At 71.1% G+C, this 22212-nt stretch carries 25 protein-coding genes; 14 read left to right on the forward strand and 11 right to left on the reverse strand.

All coding sequences use genetic code 11. From position 1 onward, the window contains the following. Positions 1-24 precede the first annotated feature (24 nt). Together ACIBH1_RS39335 and ACIBH1_RS39340 are read left to right on the forward strand one after the other, a co-directional pair. Complete coding sequence (locus ACIBH1_RS39335) at positions 25-1068, forward strand: aldo/keto reductase (protein WP_397319156.1); 1044 nt, start codon at positions 25-27, stop codon at positions 1066-1068. A gap of 35 nt (positions 1069-1103) precedes the next feature. Further along, positions 1104-1910 (forward strand): SDR family oxidoreductase, encoded by an 807-nt coding sequence (locus ACIBH1_RS39340; protein ID WP_397319157.1) that lies wholly within the window; start codon positions 1104-1106, stop codon positions 1908-1910. 82 nt (positions 1911-1992) lie between these two features. On the opposite strand, the gene ACIBH1_RS39345 is transcribed toward ACIBH1_RS39340, so the two are convergent. After that, entirely contained in the window at positions 1993-2361 is a 369-nt protein-coding gene (locus ACIBH1_RS39345) for a peptidase inhibitor family I36 protein (RefSeq protein ID WP_397319158.1), read from the reverse strand. Between the two features lie 375 nt (positions 2362-2736). After that, complete coding sequence (gene metE / locus ACIBH1_RS39350) at positions 2737-4881, reverse strand: 5-methyltetrahydropteroyltriglutamate--homocysteine S-methyltransferase (RefSeq protein ID WP_397319159.1); 2145 nt, start codon at positions 4879-4881, stop codon at positions 2737-2739. Between the two features lie 56 nt (positions 4882-4937). On the opposite strand from metE, the gene ACIBH1_RS39355 reads away from it, so the two are divergent. Together ACIBH1_RS39355 and ACIBH1_RS39360 are read left to right on the forward strand one after the other, a co-directional pair. Next, complete coding sequence (locus ACIBH1_RS39355) at positions 4938-5882, forward strand: LysR family transcriptional regulator (protein WP_397319256.1); 945 nt, start codon at positions 4938-4940, stop codon at positions 5880-5882. Positions 5883-6024: 142 nt separating this feature from the next. Continuing rightward, positions 6025-7041 (forward strand): MFS transporter, encoded by a 1017-nt coding sequence (locus tag ACIBH1_RS39360; protein ID WP_397319257.1) that lies wholly within the window; start codon positions 6025-6027, stop codon positions 7039-7041. Here the strand turns inward: ACIBH1_RS39360 and ACIBH1_RS39365 are convergent. Then, positions 7013-7699 carry a DNA alkylation repair protein gene (locus ACIBH1_RS39365; RefSeq protein WP_397319160.1) on the reverse strand — a complete coding sequence of 229 codons (687 nt, stop codon included), beginning with the start codon at positions 7697-7699 and terminating at the stop codon, positions 7013-7015. The two genes, ACIBH1_RS39360 and ACIBH1_RS39365, sit on opposite strands and share 29 nt — an antisense overlap. Then, positions 7696-8376, reverse strand: a complete 681-nt coding sequence (locus ACIBH1_RS39370; RefSeq protein ID WP_397319161.1) for a TetR/AcrR family transcriptional regulator — start codon at positions 8374-8376, stop codon at positions 7696-7698. Before ACIBH1_RS39370 ends, ACIBH1_RS39365 begins: the two co-directional genes overlap by 4 nt. A gap of 87 nt (positions 8377-8463) precedes the next feature. Between ACIBH1_RS39370 and ACIBH1_RS39375 the strand changes: the two genes are divergently transcribed. The 5 genes from ACIBH1_RS39375 to ACIBH1_RS39395 are packed head-to-tail and all read left to right on the forward strand — an operon-like array spanning position 8464 to position 13695. Next, positions 8464-9615, forward strand: a complete 1152-nt coding sequence (locus ACIBH1_RS39375) for an acetyl-CoA C-acetyltransferase (protein ID WP_397319162.1) — start codon at positions 8464-8466, stop codon at positions 9613-9615. Positions 9616-9647: 32 nt separating this feature from the next. Further along, entirely contained in the window at positions 9648-10139 is a 492-nt protein-coding gene (locus ACIBH1_RS39380; protein ID WP_397319163.1) for a hypothetical protein, read from the forward strand. Between the two features lie 5 nt (positions 10140-10144). After that, positions 10145-11485 carry an alkaline phosphatase D family protein gene (locus ACIBH1_RS39385; RefSeq protein ID WP_397319164.1) on the forward strand — a complete coding sequence of 447 codons (1341 nt, stop codon included), beginning with the start codon at positions 10145-10147 and terminating at the stop codon, positions 11483-11485. A gap of 45 nt (positions 11486-11530) precedes the next feature. Continuing rightward, positions 11531-13009 carry a glycoside hydrolase family 3 protein gene (locus tag ACIBH1_RS39390; protein WP_397319165.1) on the forward strand — a complete coding sequence of 493 codons (1479 nt, stop codon included), beginning with the start codon at positions 11531-11533 and terminating at the stop codon, positions 13007-13009. Between the two features lie 20 nt (positions 13010-13029). Next, on the forward strand, positions 13030-13695 hold the full coding sequence (locus tag ACIBH1_RS39395) for a pentapeptide repeat-containing protein (RefSeq protein WP_397319166.1): 666 nt from the start codon (positions 13030-13032) through the stop codon (positions 13693-13695). A gap of 8 nt (positions 13696-13703) precedes the next feature. Here the strand turns inward: ACIBH1_RS39395 and ACIBH1_RS39400 are convergent, their stop codons facing one another. Genes ACIBH1_RS39400 through ACIBH1_RS39415 form a run of 4 tightly spaced genes read right to left on the reverse strand, consistent with a single transcriptional unit; the run spans position 13704 to position 16909 of the window. Continuing rightward, positions 13704-14729, reverse strand: a complete 1026-nt coding sequence (locus ACIBH1_RS39400; RefSeq protein ID WP_397319167.1) for an NAD(P)H-dependent flavin oxidoreductase — start codon at positions 14727-14729, stop codon at positions 13704-13706. Next, the gene (locus tag ACIBH1_RS39405) at positions 14726-15445 is read right to left on the reverse strand and encodes a CoA-transferase subunit beta (protein ID WP_397319168.1); all 720 of its coding nucleotides are present in this window, start codon (positions 15443-15445) and stop codon (positions 14726-14728) included. Before ACIBH1_RS39405 ends, ACIBH1_RS39400 begins: the two co-directional genes overlap by 4 nt. After that, positions 15432-16199, reverse strand: coding sequence for a CoA transferase subunit A (locus tag ACIBH1_RS39410; protein ID WP_397319258.1), 768 nt, complete (start codon positions 16197-16199; stop codon positions 15432-15434). Before ACIBH1_RS39410 ends, ACIBH1_RS39405 begins: the two co-directional genes overlap by 14 nt. Positions 16200-16204: 5 nt before the next feature. Further along, entirely contained in the window at positions 16205-16909 is a 705-nt protein-coding gene (locus tag ACIBH1_RS39415; protein ID WP_397319169.1) for an enoyl-CoA hydratase family protein, read from the reverse strand. Positions 16910-16948: 39 nt separating this feature from the next. On the opposite strand from ACIBH1_RS39415, the gene ACIBH1_RS39420 reads away from it, so the two are divergent. Further along, on the forward strand, positions 16949-17728 hold the full coding sequence (locus tag ACIBH1_RS39420) for an SDR family oxidoreductase (RefSeq protein WP_397319170.1): 780 nt from the start codon (positions 16949-16951) through the stop codon (positions 17726-17728). Continuing rightward, positions 17712-18641: an SDR family oxidoreductase gene (locus ACIBH1_RS39425; RefSeq protein ID WP_397319171.1), complete on the forward strand. Its 930-nt coding sequence runs from the start codon at positions 17712-17714 to the stop codon at positions 18639-18641. Before ACIBH1_RS39420 ends, ACIBH1_RS39425 begins: the two co-directional genes overlap by 17 nt. On the opposite strand, the gene ACIBH1_RS39430 is transcribed toward ACIBH1_RS39425, so the two are convergent. Further along, on the reverse strand, positions 18642-19181 hold the full coding sequence (locus ACIBH1_RS39430; RefSeq protein ID WP_397319172.1) for an exonuclease domain-containing protein: 540 nt from the start codon (positions 19179-19181) through the stop codon (positions 18642-18644). Between the two features lie 44 nt (positions 19182-19225). After that, complete coding sequence (locus tag ACIBH1_RS39435) at positions 19226-19795, reverse strand: NIPSNAP family protein (RefSeq protein ID WP_397319173.1); 570 nt, start codon at positions 19793-19795, stop codon at positions 19226-19228. 211 nt (positions 19796-20006) lie between these two features. Between ACIBH1_RS39435 and ACIBH1_RS39440 the strand changes: the two genes are divergently transcribed. The 3 genes from ACIBH1_RS39440 to ACIBH1_RS39450 all read left to right on the forward strand — a co-directional run bounded on the left by ACIBH1_RS39440 (position 20007) and on the right by ACIBH1_RS39450 (position 21466). After that, complete coding sequence (locus ACIBH1_RS39440) at positions 20007-20264, forward strand: hypothetical protein (RefSeq protein ID WP_397319174.1); 258 nt, start codon at positions 20007-20009, stop codon at positions 20262-20264. Positions 20265-20318: 54 nt separating this feature from the next. After that, positions 20319-20576 carry a hypothetical protein gene (locus ACIBH1_RS39445; protein ID WP_397319175.1) on the forward strand — a complete coding sequence of 86 codons (258 nt, stop codon included), beginning with the start codon at positions 20319-20321 and terminating at the stop codon, positions 20574-20576. Positions 20577-20662: 86 nt separating this feature from the next. Then, positions 20663-21466 carry a RimK family alpha-L-glutamate ligase gene (locus tag ACIBH1_RS39450; RefSeq protein WP_397319176.1) on the forward strand — a complete coding sequence of 268 codons (804 nt, stop codon included), beginning with the start codon at positions 20663-20665 and terminating at the stop codon, positions 21464-21466. Here the strand turns inward: ACIBH1_RS39450 and ACIBH1_RS39455 are convergent. After that, entirely contained in the window at positions 21463-22209 is a 747-nt protein-coding gene (locus tag ACIBH1_RS39455) for an SDR family oxidoreductase (protein WP_397319177.1), read from the reverse strand. The two genes, ACIBH1_RS39450 and ACIBH1_RS39455, sit on opposite strands and share 4 nt — an antisense overlap. Between the last annotated feature and the right edge of the window lie 3 nt (positions 22210-22212).

The following is a 22212-nucleotide window of genomic DNA, read 5'->3' on the forward strand; positions in this document are numbered from 1 at the left end:
ACTCTAACTCCTAGGGTGCCAAGCATGAGATATCGAGTTCTGGGCGGCACGGGCATCGAGGTCAGCGTCCACTGTCTGGGCGCCATGATGTTCGGCAGCATCGGCAACCCCGACCACGACGACAGCATCAGGATCATCCACGCCGCGCTCGACGCCGGCATCAACTTCGTCGACACCGCCGACATGTACTCCAGCGGCGAGAGCGAGGAGATCGTCGGAAAAGCGCTGCAGGGCAGGCGCGACGACGTCGTGCTGGCCACCAAGGTGCACTTCCCGATGGGCGAGGGACCCAACCGCGGCGGCAACTCGCGGCGCTGGATCGTGCGCGAGGTCGAGGACTCCCTGCGCAGGCTGCAGACCGACTGGATCGACCTCTACCAGATCCACCGGCCCGACCACACGACCGACATCGAAGAGACCCTCTCGGCGCTGACGGACCTCGTACGGGACGGCAAGATCCGCGCCTTCGGGTGCTCGACCTTCCCCGCCGAGGACATCGTGGAGGCCCACCACGTGGCCACGCGGCGGGGGCTGATGCGCTTCCGCACCGAGCAGCCGCCGTACTCCATCCTGGCGCGCGGCATCGAGGCCGACGTGCTGCCGACCTGCCAGCGGCTCGGCATGGGCGTGCTGACCTGGAGCCCGCTGGCCTCAGGATTCCTGACCGGGAAGATCCGCAAGGGCGTGACCGCCGACTCCCACCGGTCCCAGCTGATGGCGCAGCGGTTCGACCCCTCGCTGCCTGTCAACCAGGGCAAGTACGAGGCCGTCGAGAAGCTGGCCGCGCTGGCCGACGAGGTCGGGTGCACCCTGCCCGAGCTCGCCATCGCCTTCGCCGCGGCGCACCCCGGCGTCACGTCGGTGATCACCGGGCCACGCACCATGGAGCAGCTCGAAGGGCTGCTGAAGGGCGTCGCGCTCGAACTCGACGACGCCGTCCTCGACCGGATCGACGAGATCGCGCCGCCCGGCAGCAACACCTACCCGCCCGACGGCGTGTGGAAGCCGCGCCCCCTCGTCGAGCCGGCGCTGCGCCGCCGTCCCGCCGGGGAGCGCGCCGCGGGCTGAGGAATGTTCCGCCGCTCCCGGGCAGGTGAAGGGGCATGATTCTGGTACTGGGCGCGACGGGAACGATCGGCCGCCGCGTGGCGGCCCAGCTCGAAGCCGGGGGCCACGCCATGCGGGTCGCCTCCAGGCACACCCCGACCCCGTTCGACTGGACCGACGACAGCACCTGGCGACCGGCGCTCGAAGCCGTCGGAGGCCTGTTCCTCATGGCGCCCGACGGCCAGGACGTCGACCCCGAACTGGTCGGCCAGGCCGTACGAAGCGGGGTGCGGCGCATCGTCCTGCTGTCGAGCGGGGGCATCGAGGTGATGGGCGACCAGCGCCTGCTCGCCGCGGAACGCACCGTGCGCGAGTCGGGGGCGCAGTGGACCATCGTGCGGCCGTCGTGGTTCGACCAGAACTTCGACGAGGGTTTCCTGCGGGAGGGCGTGCTGGCCGGGCGGATCACCGTCCCGGTGGGGGAGCTGCGGCAGCCGTTCGTGGACGCGGGCGACATCGCCGCCGTCGTGGTCGCCGCGCTCACCCGCGACGGGCACGTGGGCGAGAGCTACGAGGTGACCGGGCCGCGGGCGCTGTCGTTCGGGGACGCGGCCACGATCATCGGCCGCGCGGCGCGGCGCGAGGTGCGCTTCGACGGCTCGCCCGAGGGCTACCTGGCGGCCATGACGGGGGCCGGGATGCCGGAGGAGCAGGCCAAGGCGGCGATCGAGGCATTCGCGGCGCTGCGGGACCAGGGCGACGCGCAACCCACCGATGTCGTGCGGCGGGTGACGGGCCGTGCGCCCAAGCCCTTCGAGACGTACGTGTCGGAGGCGGCCGAGCGCGGCGCCTGGGCCGGGTGACCTCTCCCCAGTACGGCAGGCGTCGACCCGCGGTCGAAGGCTCCGGAACGGTGGGCCGTTCCGGAGCCTCACCCGGCTTCCGTCACGCGTGGCACTCGCGGTAGGTGTTGACCGCGTCCATACGCGACCCGAACTTGCCCTCGTACTTGTAGGCCCGCGAGTAGTCCCCGAGCGCGACCCTGACGAACGTCCGCGGATCCCAGTCGATGAAGCACCCGACCGAGTTCGCGTAGAACGACCCCACGTCGTCATGCAGGTAGGGCGGCAGATCGCGGTAGCCGTTCTGCGGCTTCCACCGCCACGGCGTGCCGACGAAGTCGTTGCGCTCCCACAGGCAGATCTCGCCCGGCCCGCACTGCTCAGCCGCCCGCTGCAGCGCGGCGGCCTCGGTCTGAGCATTGCCGGAGACGGTGGTCGCGGCGAGGATGGCCGCGATGATGAGGGATTTCATGTGCGTGCTTCCTTCCTGACTGGTCGTCTGGATGGGCACTCTATGTAAATGATCCACTGCATTCAGTAGCCAGGCGGTGCGAAGTGGATTACCGCCGGCCCGAGTGCCCCGAGCTGGGTGGAGGCCATTCCACCCACGTCACGAACCTAGGCGCGAAGCTTGGATGACACATCCTCGGGACATATAGGGTGCCGGGCGGACTGCCTGGCACGACTGGGCGGCCGACGTCGACCTCGGCCACCTGTCCCACATCCGCGAGAACGCGGCCGAGTTCGCTCGCCGGGACACGCCCCGCCATGGGTTGCCCGGGCCGAAGAGGGACGCCCGAGCGCGGAGCGCGAGGACCGCCGCGAAGGCCCGTGCCTAGGAGGCGGTTCACAAGCCTGCCCGGGCCTCCCTAGCCGCTTCCACCAGGTTCCCCAGTGCCGCCTCCACCTGTGCGTACGTTCGCGTCTTGAGTCCGCAGTCGGGGTTGACCCACACCTGTACGGCCGGCAGTGCGTCCAGTGTGGCGCGGAGCGATCCGGCGATCTCCTCCACCGAGGGCACCCGTGGTGAGTGGATGTCGTACACCCCCGGCCCCAGGCCTCTCCCGAAGCCTTGCACTCCGCCGAGGATGCGGGCTCCCGAGCGGGCCGATTCGATGGTCGTCACGTCGGCGTCGAGCCCGTCGATGGCCGAGAGGATCTCCTGCGCGTCCGAGTAGCACAGGTGGGTGTGGATCTGGGTGCGGTCAGACACGCCTGAGGTGGCCCGGCGGTAGGCGGCGACCGACCATTCGAGGTAGGCGGCCTGGTCGGCGGCGCGGAGGGGGAGGAGCTCGCGCAGGGCGGGCTCGTCGACCTGGATGATCGAGATCCCCGCGGCCTCCAGGTCGGCGACCTCTTCGGCGATGGCGGCGGCGACCTGGTGGGTGACGGCGGCCAGGGGGAGGTCGTCGCGGTCGAACGACCAGGCCACGATGGTCACGGGCCCGGTGAGCATGCCCTTGACGGGCTTGTCCGTCAGCGACTGGGCGTACTGCGCCCATCTGACGGTGATCGGCGCCGGGCGGCTGACGTCACCGTGGATGATCGGCGGGCGCGTGCACCGCGAGCCGTACGACTGGACCCATCCGTGACGGGTGACGGCGAAGCCGTCGAGGTGTTCGGCGAAGTACTGCACCATGTCGTTGCGTTCCGGTTCGCCGTGCACGAGGACGTCGAGGCCGAGCCGTTCCTGGACGCGGATGGCGTGTTCGATCTCCCTCTCGACGAGCTTGTCGTAGTCGGATTCGGCCAGCGATCCGGAGGTGACGGCGGCGCGGGCGGCGCGCAGTTCGCCGAGCTGGGGGAAGGAGCCGATCGTGGTGGTGGGCAGCGGGGGCAGGTCCAGGTGGGCGGCCTGGGCGGCGGCGCGCACGGGGTAGGGGCTGCGCGCGGCGACGGGCGGCAGGTCGGCCGGGGGCGCGGCGGTCACGGGCGGGCTGCCGGGACGGCCGGTGGTCAGGAGCCTGGACAGCCCGGCGACCTCGGCGACCTTCTCCTCGGCGAACGCCAGCCGTTCCCACAGTCCGGGTTCGAGTGAGGTCTCGACGGCGACGGTGTACGGCACGTGCTGCAGGGAGCAGGAGGTGGAGACCACGACCTGGGCGGCCTTGACGGAGCGCAGCAGGCCGAGGGCGCGGTCGGTGTGGGTGCGCCAGATGTCGCGCCCGGAGACCACACCGGCAAGGATGATCTTGTCGGGTGCCGGGGGCGGGACGGAGCCGCGCACCAGGTCGACGGCGATCGCGTCGACCGGGGTGGCCGCGAGCACGCCGAAGGCCTCGCCCAGGTCGCCGAAGTAGGAGGCGACCAGCAGCCCGGGACGCCCAGGGAGGGCGCCGAGCCGGTCGTACGCCGCACGCACCGCCGCGAGCTCCTGCGGCGTGCGGTCACCGACCAGGGCGGGCTCGTCGAGCTGCACCCAGGTCACGCCCTCGGCGGCCAGCGTCGCCAGCAGTTCCTCGTAGCACTCCAGCACCTCGTCGAGCCGCTCCAGCGCCCCGGCGAGCAGCAGGAAGGTGACCGGGCCCAGCACCACGGGACGCGTCTCGAATCCCAGCTCCAGCGCCTGCCGTACCTCGGAGACCGGCTTGGAGGCGTCGAGCTTGAAGACGGTCTCGCGCCCGATCTCCGGCACCAGGTGGTGGTAGTTGGTGTCGAACCACTTGGTCATGCGCAGCGGGGCGAGTTCGGCGGTGCCGCGGGCCATCGCGAAATAGGGGTCGTCGGCGTCCAGATAGCGTGCCGGGGTCGCGCCGAGCAGCACGATCGTGTCGAGCACCTGGTCGTAGAGGGAGAAGGTGTTCGACGGCAGCCCGTCAAGGCCGAGCGCGTCGAGCCGCTGCCAGGTCCGCGCCCGCAGCTCGGCGCCGGTCGCCTCCAGGTCGGCGCGGCTGGCGCGGCCGTCCCAGTAGGCCTCCAGGGCACGCTTGAGCTCACGGTCGGGGCCGATGCGCGGGTAGCCGAGCACGGTCGATGCGGGGAAGGTTCTCATGCCGACGCATCCTGCAAGCCCGCGCGGAAGTCGGGCATCATTCATTCGTGCTGCTTATGCTTCGCGAGATCCAGTGTTTTGCCCGTGTGGCCGAACGGCTCAGCTTCTCGCGGGCCGCCGCCGACCTGGGCATGTCGCAGCCGGCGATGAGCCAGGCCGTCACCCGGCTGGAGAAGGCTCTGGCCGTACGGCTTTTCGAGCGAAACGCCCGCGAGGTACGGCTGACGCCCGCCGGGAAGGGACTGCTGGAGCATGCTCGGCAGGTGCTGGACTCCGTGCACGCTCTTGAGGCAGAGGCCGTCCGGTTGGCGCGGCCGATCATTCACCTGGCTTATCCATCGCTGGCGGGGCCGCTGGCTGCCCGGATCGCCAGGCGGCTGGCGAACGCCCATCCGCCGGTGGCGGTGGAGCTGCACAACGCGGGCCGGGGAGCCGCGATCGCGGCGCTGGACGCGGGGGAGGCGTCCGTCGCGATCATGGCGATCCCGGCTCCCGCGCGCTTCGTCACCGGGGCGAGGTTCCACGTGGCCCTGGACCGCCTGGCCGTCCCCGCCGCTGACCGGCTCGCCCAATCAGCCGGCGGCCCAAACGGCGGCGGCTCACGCGGCGGCCCAACCAGCGGCCCAACCAGCGGCCCAACCAGCGGCGCGGGTGGGGTGTTGCCCGAGCAGCTGGCGGGCCGCGACATCCTCCTGCCGCGCAACCGCCCGCCCGGCGGGGCGTGGGCGAAGCTGGCCGAGCGCCTGCCCGGCCGCCACCGCGCGATCGCCGAGGACCTCGACGACTTCACCGGTGCCCTCGACCTGGTCGCCGCCGGTGCCGGCCTGCTGCCGATCCCCCAGCTGGTCGCCCGCACCCTGCGCCGCGACGACGTGCGCTACGTCCCGCTGGAGGCGGGCGAGCTGCGCCTGACCTACGGCGTCGCCTGGCTGCGCGACCACGTCACGCCCGATCTCCTGGCGCTCGTTAAGGCAGTGCAGGACTCGTTGTGGACGAGGTAGTCTCGCGAACATGAGACGCCGACATTGATCCATAACGCGCCTGAGGCGCAGGCTGTACGCCTACGCCTTCACCGAGGACTTCATCCTCATCTATCCGGTCTACGCGCTGCTGTTCGCCGACCACGGGCTGAACGCGGCCGAGATCTCCTCCCTGCTGGCCATCTGGTCGATCACGTCGTTCGTCCTGGAGATCCCTTCCGGCGTCTGGGCCGACGTGGTCTCGCGGCGCAAGCTCATGGCCTACTCGCCGCTGCTGATGACGGCCTGCTACGCCCTGTGGACCTTCGCCCCCGGCTATCCCGCGTTCGCCGCCGGTTTCGTGTGCTGGGGCGCGGCGAGCGCGCTGCGTTCCGGCGCGTGGGAGGCGCTGGTCTACCAGGAGCTCGCCCACCTGAAGGCCGAGCACGACTACGCCAGAGTGATCGGCCGGGCCGAGGTGGCGAGCACGATGGCCATCATGCTGGCCTCCGCGCTGGCCGCCCCGGCGCTCACGGTCGGCGGCTACCCCCTGCTGGGAATCGCGAGCCTGGCCATGCCTCTGGTCACGGCGGTGATCGGCTGGTCGTTGCCGGAGAGCCGCAGGATCGACGAGGACGGCGAGGAGGAGCCGTCCGTCCGCCGCGTGATCACGGCCGGTCTGCGTCAGGTACGGCACAGCCGCAAGGTCAGGCAGGCGCTGATCCTGCTGGTGCTCGTCTACGGGCTGACGGGCATCGACGAGTATCTGGCGCTGCTGGCCGACGAGTCGGGCGCGAGCGCCGCGGACGTGGCGCTGCTGATCGGCGTGGTCACGGCCGGTGAGGCGGTCGGCGGCTGGCTGGCGGGGCGCGGTCTGCGATGGGAGCGCCCGCTGCTGGTGCTGGCCGGCCTGCTGCTCGCCCTGGGTGCGATCCTGCAGCATCCGATCGGGTTCGTGCCGATCGCCGGGGCCTTCGCGATCTTCCGCTGGGCGGTCACCGCTGCCGACGCGAGGTTGCAGGAACGGATCGAGGACACCGCGCGGGCCACGGTGACCTCGTTGTCGGGTTTCGGCACGGAGGTGGTGGTGCTGTCGATCTACGCCGGATACGGCCTGGGCTCGCACTGGCTGTCGTCGTGGCAGCTGTTCGTGGTGGCCGCCGTGCCGTACGTCATCCTGGGACTTGCGCGACGTTCTTGAGCGCCTCGCGCCTGCTCAGGCCGCTGATCCCCTTGGCCGTGACATAGCGCACGACCTCGCGGGGGTTGACCTTGGCGTACTCTCGCAGCGCCCAGCCGATCGCCTTGCGGGCGAAGAAGTCGTTGTCGGACAGGCTCGGCTCGATGCAGGCGTAGAGGAGCGCGGTGTCGGTCTGCTCCTTGAAGCGGTTCTGCGACAGGATGGCGGTGCGGCGTTTCCACAGGTTCCTGTCGTGCGCCCATTCGAGCATGGTGGCGCGCATCGAGTCGGGGTAGCGCTCCAGGAGGTGGCCCATGCGATGGGTGGCCAGCTCGTCGACCAGGTCCCACCACGCGCCGGAGACGATCATCTCTTCGTACATCGGCACGGTGTAGAGCGTCTGGAAGTCGCGGTAGAGGCGGAAGCCCGCGAGCTCGATCGCGGCGTAGCGTTCCTCGCGGAACTCCGCCTCGCGCCACAGGGCGAGCACCGCGCGCCGCCATTCGGGCGCGCCGCCGAGCCGGTTGGCCAGGAAGACGGCCTTCAAGGCGAGCTTGCGAGGGCCCGACTGCACCCCGAGGAAGGGCATGTCGGACTTCATGTAGGCCTGCATGGCCGGGGCCTTGCCGGCGTCGGCGATCTGGTGGAGCGCCTGGCGGGCCGCGTCGACGACGCTCATGAGCCCTGCTGGGAGGTCCGCTCGCCCGTGGCCAGGCCGTCGAAGAGCATCGTGGTGTAGTGCTCGGCCAGGCCCGTGGTGTTGAGGCGCCCGCCCGGCCGGAACCAGCGCACCGCCACCCAGATGGTGTCGCGGATCATGCGGTAGGTGAGCTTGGGGTCCACGTCGGGGCGGAACTCCCCGGCCGCCTGGCCCGCCTTGATCTGCTCCAGCCACATGCGCTCGACCTCCTCCTCGGCCTTCATGAGGTAGGCGAAGCGGTCGCCGGGCAGGGACAGGAGGTAGTTCCAGTCGTTCTGCATGACGGTGATCGCGGCGCGGTGGGGCTCGAGGGTGCTGAAGCCGATGCGCACCATCTCGGAGAGCACCTCGCGTGGGGTGCCTCCGGCCTCCAGCGCGGAGCGGTAACGTGCCACCAGGTCGTCGAGGAAGGTGGACAGCACCTCGTCGACGATCGTCTCCTTGGAGTCGAAGTGGTGGTAGAGGCTGCCGGACAGGATGCCCGCCTCGTCGGCGATCTGCCGGACGGTGGTGGCCTGGAAGCCCTTGCGGGCGAACAGCTCCGCGGCGAGCTTGACGAGATGGTCGCGGCGCTCTGAGGCGGATCCGCCCGACGGCCGCGGACGACGGGAAGCCGCTGGGGTCACTGCGGGACCGGCGTTCTTTCTGGTAGGCACCTCCCCATTATGGGCCCTCGGACAATCGCTTGTTCACCGACTCGCGCAGGTCATGCACGTCAACCAAGCGCTTGTTACGCTAGGGACATGAGAGAGGCCTACATCGTCGATGCCGTCCGCACCCCCGTCGGCCGCCGGGGCGGCGGGCTGTCGGCCGTCCACCCCGCCGACCTCGGCGCCCACGTGCTCACCGCGCTGATGGAACGCACCGGCGTCGACCCCGCCGCCGTCGAGGACGTGGTCTTCGGCTGCGTCGACACCGTCGGCCCGCAGGCGGGCGACATCGCCCGCACCTGCTGGCTGGCGGCCGGCCTGCCCGAGCACGTGCCGGGGGTGACGGTCGACCGGCAGTGCGGCTCCTCCCAGCAGGCCGTGCACTTCGCCGCGCAGGCCGTGCTGTCGGGCACCGCCGACCTGGTGGTCGCCGGAGGCGTGCAGAGCATGAGCACGGTGCCCATCTCCTACGCCATGCTGGCCGGGCGCGAGCTCGGCTTCGACAACCCGTTCGCCGGATCCAAGGGCTGGGCCCAGCGGTACGGCACGCGCGAGGTCTCGCAGTTCGCCGGGGCGGAGCAGATCGCAGCGAAGTGGGACGTCTCCCGCCGGGACATGGAGGCGTACTCCTTCGAGTCCCACCGTCGGGCCCTGCACGCCATCGACCAGGGGTACTTCGCCGGAGAGATCGCCCCGATCGAGGGGGTCGCCACCGACGAGGGGCCGCGCCGCGACACCTCGCTGGAGAAGATGGCCTCGCTCAGGCCCCTCGTCGAGGGCGGCAGGCTCACCGCCGCCCTCTCGTCGCAGATCTCCGACGCAGCCGCGGCGCTGCTGGTCGCCTCGCCGCGTGCCGTACGGGAACACGGGCTGACACCGCGCGCCCGCATCCACCACCTGTCGGCGCGGGCCGACGACCCGATCATGATGCTCTCGGCGCCCATCCCGGCGACCGCCCACGCGCTGGCCAGGACCGGGCTCGACATCTCCGACATCGCGGTGGTGGAGATCAACGAGGCCTTCGCCTCGGTCGTGCTGGCCTGGCTCAAGGAGACGGGCGCCGACCCCGCGCGGGTCAATCCCAACGGCGGCGCGATCGCCCTCGGCCACCCGCTGGGCGCGACCGGCGCGCGGCTGATGACCTCGCTGCTGTGCGAGCTGGAGCGCACGGGCGGGAGGTACGGCCTGCAGACGATGTGCGAGGGCGGCGGCCAGGCCAACGTCACCGTCATCGAACGCCTGTGAACCAAATCGCACCTGGACGACTCTTAGTCTCTGTGAAGAAACTCCTGGTGGCGGCGCTTGCCGCGGGAACCACTCTGACCCTGATGGCGCCTGCTTCCGCGCAGGCCGCGACGACCTTCGGCCCGCACGGCTACGGCAAGGTCAAGCTCGGCATGAGCCTCAAGCAGGCCAAGGCCACGAAGAGGATCGTGCTCAAGATGCGCGGCGAGGGCGGCGGCTGCTCGGGCTGGGACCTGAAGGCCCATCCGACGGGCAAGGACAGCGTCGGCCTGTACATCTCGCGCAACGTGGGCGTGGCGGGCATCTTCGCCTGGAAGGGCGCCAAGACGCCGGAAGGCATCGGGCTCGGCTCCACGAAGGCCCAGCTCAAGAAGGCCTATCCCAAGCTCAAGACCGCCGCGTCCGGCTTCCCGATGGTGTCGGTCCCCGGCAACTCCAAGGCCTACTACCTGTTCCTGCTGAACTCCAAGGGCAAGGTGCGGGAGATGGGCCTGGCACTCGACACACAGGACTGCTTTAACTAGGGCACATGGCCAACCCTTTCACCCTGGGCGTGGCGTCGGGCGAACCGCTGCCCGACGGCGTGGTCATCTGGACCAGGCTGGCGCCCGCCCCTCTGACCCTCGACCCCGCCAGGCCCGGCGGCTTGCCCAACCGGGCGGTCGAGGTGCGGTGGCAGGTCGCCGAGGACGAACGCTTCACCAGGATCGTGCGTGAGGGGGTCACGCAGGCCCAGCCCCGCTGGGCCTTCAGCGTGCACGTGCGGCTCGACGGGCTTCGTCCCGGCGCCGACTACTTCTACCGTTTCCGCAGCGGCTCCGACCACAGCCCGGTGGGCAGGACCCGCACCGCTCCCGCCGCCGCCTCCGCCGGGCCGGTGCGGTTCGCGGTGGCCAACTGCCAGCGTTACGAGCACGGCTTCTACACCGCCTACAGGCACCTGGCCGCCGAGCGGCCCGATGTGATCTTCTTCGTGGGTGACTACGTCTACGAGTCGCCGCAGGCCGCCAATCCGGTGCGCACCCTGCCGAACACCTCCGAGGCCGACACGCTGGCGGAGTACCGGCTGCGCTACACCCGCTACAAGCTCGACAAGGACCTGCAGGCCGCGCATGCCGCCGCGCCGTGGGTGGCCACCTGGGACGACCACGAGGTGGCCGACAACTACACCGGCGCCTCGTCGTTCTTCCGCCGCCGCGCCCGCGCCTACCAGGCCTACTACGAGCACCTGCCGATCAGGGTCAAGCCGGAGGCCCACCTGCTGCAGATGTTCCGCCGCCGCGTCTACGGCCAGAACGCCGAGTTCATCGTGCTGGACTCACGCCAGTTCCGGGTGCCGGGCGACATGCTGGGCGCGGCCCAGGAGAAGTGGCTGCTCGAACGGCTGCGCACCAGTACGGCGCGCTGGAAGGTGCTGGTGGAGCCGCTCTTCTTCGCCCGCCGTTTCGTGCCGGGCAACCCGCCCCACCTCCGTCTGGACGCCTGGGACGGCTTCCAGGAGCAGCGCCGCCGCATCTTCGACGCCGGGGCCAGGGGCCTGATCGTGCTCAGCGGCGACGTGCACAACCACTGGGCGAGCGACCTGCACGCCGACTTCCTGGATCCGAGGTCGGCGATCGTCGGCGCCGAGTTCGTGACCAGCTCGATCTCCAGCCGCCCGCCCGCCACCGACGCTCCGGCGGTGCTCGCGGCCAACCCCCACATCAAGTTCTTCGACGGCCGCCGGGGCTACCTGGCCGGTACGGCGGGGGCCACTGACTTCAGGGTGTCGTACCGTGTCGTGGATTCTGTCGAGAAGGCAGGGGCCAATGTCCGGATTGTCGCTGAGTTCGTCACGGAAGGTGAGGGAATCAAGCGTTCTGACGTTTGAAAATGCCTCTAGCAAATAGGAAACTTTCCTATTAGATTTCGGGTCATGCCCACGCGCGACCGCGGCCTGCAAAGGCTTGCCGACTCCGTCCTGATGCCCGGATTCCAGGGCACCTCCCCGCCCGACTGGCTGCGCCGACGACTGGGCGACGGACTGGCCGGAGTCGTGCTGTTCTCCCGGAACATCGCCGGATTCGCCCAGGTCGCCGAGCTGACCGCCGCCCTGCGGGCCGAGAACCCCGCCGTGCTGGTCGGCGTGGACGAGGAGTCGGGCGAGGTCACCCGCCTGGAGGTGGCCACCGGCAGCAGCCGTCCCGGCCCCTACGCGCTCGGCGTGGTCGACGACGTCGTGCTCACCGAGGAGGTCGCCTGTGGCCTGGGCGCCGACCTGGCCGGTGTCGGGGTGAACGTCGACTTCGCCCCCTCGGCCGACGTCAACTCCAACCCCGACAACCCGGTGATCGGCCTGCGGGCCTTCGGCGCCGACCCCGAGCTGGTCGCCCGGCACGCCGCCGCCTTCATCCGCGGCCTGCAGTCGGCCGGGGTCGCCGCCTGTGCCAAACACTTCCCCGGCCACGGCGACACCTCCGTCGACTCCCACTACAGCGTGCCCGTCGTCGGCGACGACTTCGAGGGTGCCCTGCTGCCCTTCCGCACCGCCATCGAGGCCGGGGTCAAAACCGTCATGACGGGCCACCTGCTCGTGCCTCAGGTCGACGCCCAGCTGCCCGCGACGCTCAGCCACCAGGTGCTGACCAGGCTGCTGCGCGAGGAACTCGGATTCGAGGGCGTGATCATCACCGACGGCATCGAGATGGCCGCCGTCTCCAGCGTCTACGGCCTGGGCGGCGCCTCCGCCATGGCCATCGCCGCCGGCGCGGACGCCATCTGCGTGGGCGGGGAGAACTCCGACGAGGCCAGCGCCATCGCCATCCGCGACGCCATCGTCGACGCGGTCGTCGAGGGCAGGCTGCCCGAGGAGAGGCTGCACGACGCCGCCCGCCGTACCTCCGAGCTGGGCGCCTGGGCGGCCCGGGGGGTGCCCTCCGCCACCTCGCCCCGCGCCGAGGAGATCGGCCTGCACGCCGCCCGCCGCGCCGTCAAGGTGACCCGCAGGTCCGCCGCTCCCGTCCTGCCGATCACCTCGGCCCCGCACGTGATCGAGCTGTCGCCGGAGATGAACCTCGCCATCGACAAGAAGACCCCGTGGGGGGTCGGCGAGCCGCTGTCCAAGCTGATGCCCGGCACCGTCGTCACCCGCCTGCAGGGCGCCGACGGCCCGGCGCTGGAGAACCTGCTCGCCTCCACCAACGGCAGGCCCATGGTGATAGTCGCCCGTGACGCCCACCGCTACCCGTGGCAGCTCCAGGCGATCGAGCACCTGCTGTGCGCCCGCCCCGAGTCGGTCGTGGTCGAGATGGGCCTGCCCGAGCGCAGCGACCTCGGCGCCGTCCACATCGCCACGTACGGCTCGGCCCGCGTGTGCGGCCAGGCCGCCGCCGAGGTCATCACCGGACTGTCGTAGGGACCCTCTAGCATCCACGGGTGGAATTCGTAGACCAGGACCTGTCCGGCTCCTCCCTCACCGACCTGCCCGACGAGCCCCATCTCTTCCGCGGCTGCGACCTGTCGCGCGCCGAGTTCTGGGGGGCGTCCCTGGCGGGCTCGCAGTTCCTCGGCTGCGTCCTGGAGCAGACCGACTTCCGCCGCGCCGACCTCGACAGCGCCGTCTTCGAGGGCGGCGGAGGCCTGCGCCCGCGCTTCGGCGACGCCGACCTGCTCGACGCCCGCTTCACCGACGTCGACCTGTCGTCGGCCGAGTTCGGCGGCGCCCTGCTGACCGATGTCGCCTTCACGGGCTGCCGCATGATCGGCGCCAAGCTCACCGGCTCGCGCGGCCCGGGCTTCGCCGTCGAGCGCAGCAACCTCACGATGGCCAACCTCGGCGGCTGCTCCTTCCGCGGCGCGCAGCTGACGGGCGTGCGCTTCGACGACGGCGACCTGTCGGGGTGCGACTTCACCGACGCGGTGCTGGCCGACTGCCGGCTGATCGGGGCGCGGATGATCAACGCCGTCTTCGAGCGGGCCGACCTGCGCGGCGCCGACCTCGGGCACCCCGACGACGCCACGCTGCGGGTCTTCACGGGCGCGGTGATCAGCCCGGCCCAGGCGGCGGCGCTCTTCGCCGACCGGGGGATCAAGGTGGTGTGAAGCACCCGCTAGCGCGGCAGGCGCCCCAGCGTCCGCTCGGCCTCGGCCATGACGCGCTCGATCAGCTCCGCGCACGACGGCAGGTCGTCGATCACGCCCACGACCTGCCCGCTCGCCATCACCCCGAGGTCGGCGCGCCCGTCGACCATGGCCGCCCTGAGCAGCATCGGCGTGTTGCCCGCCTGCAGCACCTGCGCCCAGGTCAGCTCGCGGCCGTGCTTCATGCGCCGCCCCTCCCGCACGAGCGCCGCTATCGACAACCCGGAGACCGCCCTGAACCTCAGCCCGTTGCGTACGGCTCGCAGCAGCCTGGTCCGCTGCAGCGAGTCGACGAACGGCGTGCGCAGCACCCGGTGCGGCACACCGTCGACGTGGGTGGTGACCACCGTCTCCGAGGCGCCCAGGTAGGCCTTCTTGACCTCGTCGGGCACCGGTGAGTCGCTGGTGAGCAGGAAGCGGGTGCCCATGGCGATCCCGGCCGCGCCGTACGCCAGGGCGGCGACGAGGCCGCGCCCGTCGAAGAAGCCGCCCGCGGCGATGACGGGGATGTCGACCGCGTCGACGACCTGGGGCAGCAGCAGCGTGGTGGCGACCGGCCCCGTGTGGCCGCCGCCCTCGCCGCCCTGCACGATCACCGCGTCGGCGCCCCAGGCGGCGACCTTCTCGGCGTGGCGGCGCGCGCCGACGCTGGGGATCGTGACGATCCCGGCGTCCTTGAGTCGTTTGATCAGCTCCTGGCGCGGCGCCAGGGCGAAGGAGGCGACCCGCACCCCTTCGCGGATCATCACCTCGACGCGCTCGGCGGCGTCGTCGGCGTCGGAGCGGATGTTGACCCCGAAGGGCGCGTCGGTGCGTTCCCCGACCTCGCGGATGGCGGTGGTCATCTGCTCGACCGACATGGTGGCGGCGGCGATGACGCCCAGCCCTCCGGCCCGCGAGGTGGCCGCGGCGAGCCGGGCGCCGGCCACGTAGCCCATCCCGGTCTGCACGATGGGGTGGCGGCAGCCGACCAGCTCGGTCAGCGCGGTCCTCACGCGGCGACCTCCCTGGCGCGCTGCTTGCCGGGATCCAGGCTCTGGAGCACCTCCAGCTCCTGGGCCGTGGGCAGGCGGGTCTCCGGCACCTCGCCGGGCACGTCCAGCGGGAAGCCGGTCGCCCTGACGACGTCGTCGACGCTCACGCCGGGGTGCACGGAGGCGAGCCGCATCGAGCCGTCGGGCGTGTCGAAGTCGAGGACGGCCAGGTCGGTGACGACGCGGCGCAGGTCGTGCGCGCCCCGGTCGGTGCCCAGGCCGCTGACCATGTCGACCCGCTCGACGAAGACGCGGGGGGAGTGGCGGGGGATCCAGTAGCTGGTGGGGTTGCACAGCGTGTTGCCGGGCGCGCCGCGCACGCCCAGGAGCTGCGCCTTGGGCTTGGACCAGTCGCCGATGCAGGAGATGTTGGTGTTGCCGTGCCTGTCGATCTGCGAGGCGCTGAGCATGACGTGCCGCCTGCCGTGCAGCACCAGCCACAGGTGGTCGCGGAAGGGCAGCCAGCCTTCGACGGTGCGCGGCGCGGCCCCGAGTTCCGGCACGTCGCCGGTCAGCAGGCAGGTGCCGTCGGAGGTGAGCAGGTCGGGCTCGAAGGTGAGGCGGGCCAGGCGGGCGGCCAGCACGGTGATGGCGCCGCCGATCCCCGCGGCCAGCACCTCCCCGTCGCCGCGGAAGGCCTCGGCGCAGGCGATCACGCAGACGTCAGCGCGGCTCATCGATGAACTCCTGCCAGGGGGTCGTGGTGTAGCGCTTCTGCCAGTCGTCGTCGCGCGGGTAGTCGGGCTCGCAGCTGGTGAACCACGCGCCGCCCGGCGCCTCCACGACGCCGGTCACCATGGAACGGCTGACCAGCAGCGACTGCAGCGGGCCCTCCTTGAGCAGGTCGTCGACGACGCGCTCGCAGGAGACGAAGGTCTGCCTGGCGGCCTTGGCGTAGAGGTCGTCGAAGTAGGGGTCGGGGCCGAGGTACTGCCCGTTGCCGCGGGCGTCGGCCCGGTTGAGGTGGATCAGCGCCGCGTCCATGGGCAGCGCGGGCACGGCGACGAGTTCCTCGTCGGAGTACGGCGATCTCACCGTGCGCAGCTCCGGGTTGACCCGCATCACGTCGGAGCCGAGCCCGGCCCTGGTCGGCAGGAACGGCAGCCGGTGCGCCGCCGCCAGCAGCCCGAACATGAACATGCCCTCGTCGTACTCGGTGAAGGCGATCGAGCCCTCCTGCCTGGCCTTCCTGAAGTGCGGTTCCAGGGGGATGGAGTCGAGCGTGACGAAGGGGGCGACGACGCGGCGCACCTTGCCGGCCGCGCACAGCAGGCCGACGTCGGCCCCGCCGTACGAGACGATCGTCAGGTCGCTGAGGCCGGAGCGCAGGATGCCCTCGATCAGCGCCATGGGCTTGCGGCGCGAGCCCCAGCCGCCCACGCCGATCGTCATCCCGCTCTCCAGCCGGGCGACGACGTCGCCGACCGTCATGACCTTCATCCGAGCCCCCTGCGCTTGCCCATCAGGTTCAGTTCGAAGGTGAAGCCCTGCTCGAAGCGGTAGCTGCCCTTGGGGTCGACCGGGTCGATGCCGTTGAGCGACTCCTTGGCGCGCCGGATCACGTAGGGGTCCTTGGCGGCGATCTGGGCGGCGACCTCCATGGCCGTCTCGCGCAGCTTGCCGGTGACGTGGAGCACGGAGCCGTGGGCGTGCAGTTCCTGCGCGGTGACGGGGCGGCAGGTGTAGACCATGGCGCGCATCAGGTGTTGCGGCACCAGCCGGGCCAGGTGCGTGGCCGCGCCGAGCGCCCCGCGGTCCACCTCGGGCAGCGCGAAGTAGGCGTCCTCGGCGGCGACCACGATGTCGGCGTTGCCGGCCAGGCCGACGCCGCCTCCCAGGCAGTAGCCGTGCACGGCGGCGATCACCGGGACCTCGCACTCGTAGACCGCCGCGAAGGCCTCGTAGCACCCCCTGTTGACGGCGACCATCTGGCCAGGGTCACGTTCGAGCTCCTTGACGTCCACGCCCGCGTTGAAGCCCCTGCCCTCCGCCCGCAGGACGACGACCCTGGTCGCGGGGTCCTGTCCGGCCTGCCGTACGGCACGGGCCAGGTCGTTCCAGCCGCGGGCGGTCAGGGCGTTGACCGGCGGAACGTCCACGACTATCTCGGTGATCTCTCCGGGAATTGCCTCGATGCCCACCATTCCTCCACCTAACGCTTGCTTGGTACGGTAGCACCTGTGAGCCACGACTTCACCGGCAAGGTCGTGCTGATCACCGGCGGCACCAAGGGGATCGGCGCGGGCATCGCGCGCGCCTTCCTGGAGGCGGGCGCCACCGTGATCGTCTGCGCGCGCAAGGAACCCGCCGTTCCCATCAGGACCTGGCTGTCCGGCACCGAGCACCCCTGGCGCACGGCGCAGTTCGTGCAGGCCGACGTCCGCGACCCGTCCGACGTGACGAGGCTGATGGCCGGCCTGACCAGGCTCGACGTGCTGGTCAACAACGCGGGCGGCTCGCCTCCGGCCCCCGTCCACGGCACCTCGCCACGGCTGCACGCCCGCGTCATCGAACTCAACCTCGTGGCCCCGCTGCTGGTCTCCCAGGCCGCCTACCCGCTGCTGGCCGCCTCGCGCGGCTCGATCGTCATGATCGGCTCCATCAGCGGCTCGCGCCCCTCGCCCGGCACCGCCGCCTATGGAGCCGCCAAGGCCGGGCTCCACCACCTGGCCGCCTGCCTGGCCGCCGAGTGGGCGCCCGCCGTGCGGGTCAACACGGTCGTCGTCGGGCTCGCCCAGACCGAGGGCGCGGCCGAGCACTACCCGCCCGGCGTCACCGACGCCATCCCCGCGGGCCGGCTGGCCCGCCCCGAGGACGTCGCGGGCGCCTGCCTGTGGCTGGCCGCGCCCGGCTACGTGACCGGCGCCGAGATCCTGCTCCACGGCGGCGGCGAGACCCCGGCCTGGCGGGCGACCGAGGTGCGGGACACCTCTGGCGGAGACGATGACCGTGGGGCATGATCAGCGCGTGCTTATCTGTGACGGGCGCGTCGTCATCATCACCGGGGCAGGCCGCGGCATCGGCAGGCAGCACGCCCTGGAGTTCGCCAGGCAGGGCGCCCGCGTCGTGGTCAACGACCTGGGCACCGGACGGTCGGGCGACGGCCGCTCGGGCGAGCCCGCCCAGCTCGTGGCAGAGGAGATCAGGCAGCTCGGCGGCCAGGCCATCGCCAACTGCGACGACGTGGCCACCTGGGACGGCGCCGCCCGGCTGATCAAGTCGGCGGTGGCGGCGTTCGGCGGCCTCGACGTGCTGGTCAACAATGCCGGCTTCCTGCGCGACCGCATGCTCGTCTCGATGACCGAGCAGGAGTGGGACGATGTGATCAGGGTGCACCTCAAGGGCCACTTCCTGCCGTTGCGGCATGCGGCGGGCTACTGGCGCGAGCGGGCCAAGTCCGGCGTCCCCCCGCAGGGCAGGGTGATCAACACCTCGTCGGGTGCCGGGCTGCTGGGCAGCGTCGGTCAGGGCAACTACGCGGCGGCCAAGGCCGGCATCGCGGCGCTTACCCAGGTCGCCGCCGCCGAGCTGGGACGTTACGGCGTCACGGTCAACGCCATCGCGCCCGCCGCGCGCACCAGGATGACCGAGGAGGTCTTCGCCTCCACCATGGCCGCCCCCGAGTCCGGCTTCGACCCGATGGACCCGGCCAACGTGGCGCCCCTGGTGGTGTGGCTCGGCTCGGTGGCCTCGGGGCACGTGACCGGGCGGGTGTTCGAGGTCGAGGGCGGGGTGCTGTCGCTGGCCGACGGCTGGCGCCACGGCCCCAGGGCCGAGCGCGACGCGCGATGGGAGCCCGCCGACGTGGGCGCCGCGGTCGACGAGCTCGTACGGCAGGCGCCGGATCCCGAGCCGGTGTACGGCGCGAACTGATCACCAGAGGCCGCGCTCCAGCAGGTGGACCACCAGGGCGGCGATGTTCCACGCGTCGTCCTCGCCCCGATGGTGGCGCCCCTCCAGCGGCAGCCCGGCGACCTGCAGCGCCTGGGCCATGCCGGGCCGCCTGGGCAGGCCGAGGGCCTCGGTGAAGCGGGCCTTGGCGTTGACGTGCACCTGGTTGAAGGGATACTCCGCCTGCCCGGCCCGGCACTGCCGGGTGAACTGCAGGCGGTCGTAGTCGCCCCAGCTCGCCCACGGTCGCCGGCCCGCGTCGTGGTCGCGGGCCAGGATCCGGCACGCCTCGGCGAGCGTCACCCCGCCGTCGACCTCGCCCTGGGTGAGCCCGGTCAGCTCGGTGCAGAACGTGCTCACCGTGGAACGTTCGGGGCGCACCAGGATGCCGTGGCGGCCGACGCGCTCGCGGGCGGCGGTGTCGACCACGGTCAGGCCGATCTCGATGATCTCGTTGGGCATGCCGGCGGGGTTGGGCCCGTCCCAGCACGTGGCCTCGACGTCGACGACGTTCAGGAGCATGTCACGCAGGCTAGGAGGCCGCGGCCCGCCCGCGCACGCCGTTTTCAGCGCATCCCCGAGCGCGGGGTGGGCGCCAGGCGCAGGTGTTCGACCGGTGCGGTGAGCCATGGTGAAAGGTCGGGGAGGGCGAGGGCGGGGGAGCCGGTCAGGCGGACCGCCACGTTGACGTCCAAACGGACCGGGAGGGCGGGGAAGGTGTTCTCGGCGTGCTCGGTGCGCCAGGTGAACTCCTGGAGCACCTCCGGCGGGGCGTCGGGCGTGAGGTGACAGATCGTTGCCTCGTAGAGCGGGCCCGTGGCGGGCACGGGCACGGGCGCGGAGGGGCGGAGCAGGAGCACGTCGTCGGAGTCGATCATCGTGGCGTTGGCGGCGTCGCGGTGTTCCTTCCAGGCGGGGCTGTGCAGGTAGAAGGCTTCGAGGGCGCGCCGCCGCCCCTCCATGTCCCGAAATTTCCTGATCCAGTGGATGACGTCGAGCCGGTCGACGTCCTCGAACATCGCCACCAGCCCGATCCCCGCCTCCTCCTGCGACTCGACGAAGTGCCGCTCGAACAGGGAGACGAAGCTGCCGCGCAGCCCAGGACGCAGCGTGTACCGCCGCCACTCGTAAATCATGGGTGCACCGTAAGGGGCAGTCACTGTCAGCCCGCGTCAGTGATTCGACACGCGGAAGAATCTTCTAATTACTCTGCGCTACCAAACGATGACCTTCAGTTATATGATCGCTTTGGCTTTGACCCCCAGGGTCAAGTCGAGTCAAAGGGCTAGTCGTGTGCCTTCAGGGCCCGGGCACGAGACTGCCGGCCATCGGTGAACAGGAGCAGAAGTGATCAAGAAGCTGTGCGCGACCGGTGCCGTCCTGGCAGCGGCGACGGGCGTCACCCTACTGGCCGCCCCAGCACACGCAGACAGCTGGACCAGCAACTGGAGCAGCAACAGCGACTCCGCGCAGTCCGGCAACAACTTCGGAAACGTCGCGGCCTCGAACGTGGGCGGCGGCGGCTCCACCAACGTCAACAACATCAACGGGATCGCGACGACTGCTTCTGACAGCAGCATCTCGGTGACCTACATCTTCAGGTAGCACGTGCCTTCGCCCCAGTCCTCACCCAGCACCTCCCTCGGAAGGAACTTCCCCATGCTCAAGAAGATCTGCGTCACCGGTATCGTCGTGGCCGCCGCCGGCGTCTCCCTGATGGCCGCTCCGGCCTCGGCTGACACCGACACGCACAACTCCAGCTGGAACAACGAGTCGTCGCAGTCCGGCAACAACTTCGGCAACGTGTTCGCCGGCAACGTGGGCGGCGGTCGCGCGACCAACGTCAACAACATCAACGGCAACGCCGTGACCGGCACCAACGGCAGCTGGGTGGGCGTGCGCGTCTTCGTCGACTAATGACGCGCGGCGCGAGCCGGGTCAGCGCGCGGCCCGGCTCGCCGCCCCTCGTACTGCCACTAAATGCCTCCAATATCATCACTTGGGTGACTATCTGTGCTTATGCGACATATGACGGCCCTGATGATGATCGGGAGCCCGCGCTCGAAGCCTGGCGCGAGGCAGGCATCGACGGCCGCGCCGTGCGCTGGGACGACCCCGGGGCCGACTGGTCGGTCTTCGACGCCGTCGTGGTCCGCTCGACCTGGGACTACGTGGACCGTCGCGCGGAGTTCCTGGCCTGGACGCGCAGGGTGTCCGAGGTGTCGCGGCTGCTCAACCCCGCCGAGGTGATCGAGCGCAACACCGACAAGACCTACCTGCGCGACCTGGGCGTCGCCACCGTGCCCACCCACTGGTCGTCGCACGACTTCCCCGACTGGCCCGAATACGTCGTCAAGCCCGCCATCTCGGCGGGCGCCAGGGACACCATCCGCACCGGCGACCGCGCCGTCGCGGTCGCCCACGCCGCGCGTCTGGAGGCCGCCGGCCGTACCGCCATGGTGCAGCCCTATCTCGACATGGTGGAGGCGGAGGGTGAGACCTCCCTGCTCTACTTCAACCGCCGCCTGAGCCACGCGGTCCGGCGAACGCCGATGCTCAAGGCGGGCATGACCTCGGAGGACAACGCGCGGGCCGAGCTGCGCGAACCAGCCCCGGACCAGGTCGACCTGGCCGAGAAGGTGCTTGCCGCCATCCCCCAAGCCCTCCTCTACGCCCGCGTCGACCTGGTCCGGCTGCCCGACGGCAGCCCGGCCGTGATCGAGCTAGAACTCACCGAGCCCTACCTCTACCTGCGCTACGACAACGCCGCCAAGAACTTCGCGGCCGCGCTGCGCGAGCTGGTCTAGCAGGAGATGCCGCCGTCGACCGGGATGACCGTGCCCGTCAGGTAGGCCCCGGCCCGCGAGGCGAGGAAGATGGCGGTGCCCGCCATGTCCTCAGGCGAGCCGATCCTGCCCAGCGGCACGGAGCCGGCGATCGCGCGGCGCGTGCCCGGGTCGTCGAGGGCGAAGGCCATCATCTTCGACTCGAACGGGCCGGGCGCGATGGCGTTCACCGTGATGTGCTCGCTCGCCAGTTGGCGGGCCAGGTGGCGGGTGAGCATGTGCACACCCGCCTTGGTGGCGGAGTAGGGGTAGCTCTCCAGGGCCGGGACCCTGATGCCGTCGACGGAGCCGACGTTGATCACCCGCGCCGGGTCCTCGGCGGAGGCGGCCTTGCGCAGGTTCGGCAGCAACTGCTGGGTGAGGAAGAACACGCCCTTGACGTTGATGTTCCAGAGCTTGTCGAAGGCCGACTCGGGGAACTCCTCCAGCGGAGCCCCCCAGGTCGCGCCCGCGTTGTTGACCAGCACGTCCACCCGTTCCGGCAGGGCCTCCACCAGGGTCGCGATGCCCTCGGGGGTCGACAGGTCGGCGACGACGCCGGTGCAGCCGATCTCCTCGGCGGCGGCGGTGACCTCGGCGCTCTTGCGCGCGGAGATGAACACCGCGGCGCCCGCGTCCGCGAAGCCCTGGGCGACCATCCGGCCGATGCCACGCGAGCCGCCGGTCACGACGACGGTCTTGCCCGATACGTTGAACAGAGTCATGTT

Source organism: Nonomuraea sp. NPDC050663, assembly GCF_044456985.1.
In the GTDB taxonomy this organism is placed as follows: Bacteria; Actinomycetota; Actinomycetes; order Streptosporangiales; family Streptosporangiaceae; genus Nonomuraea.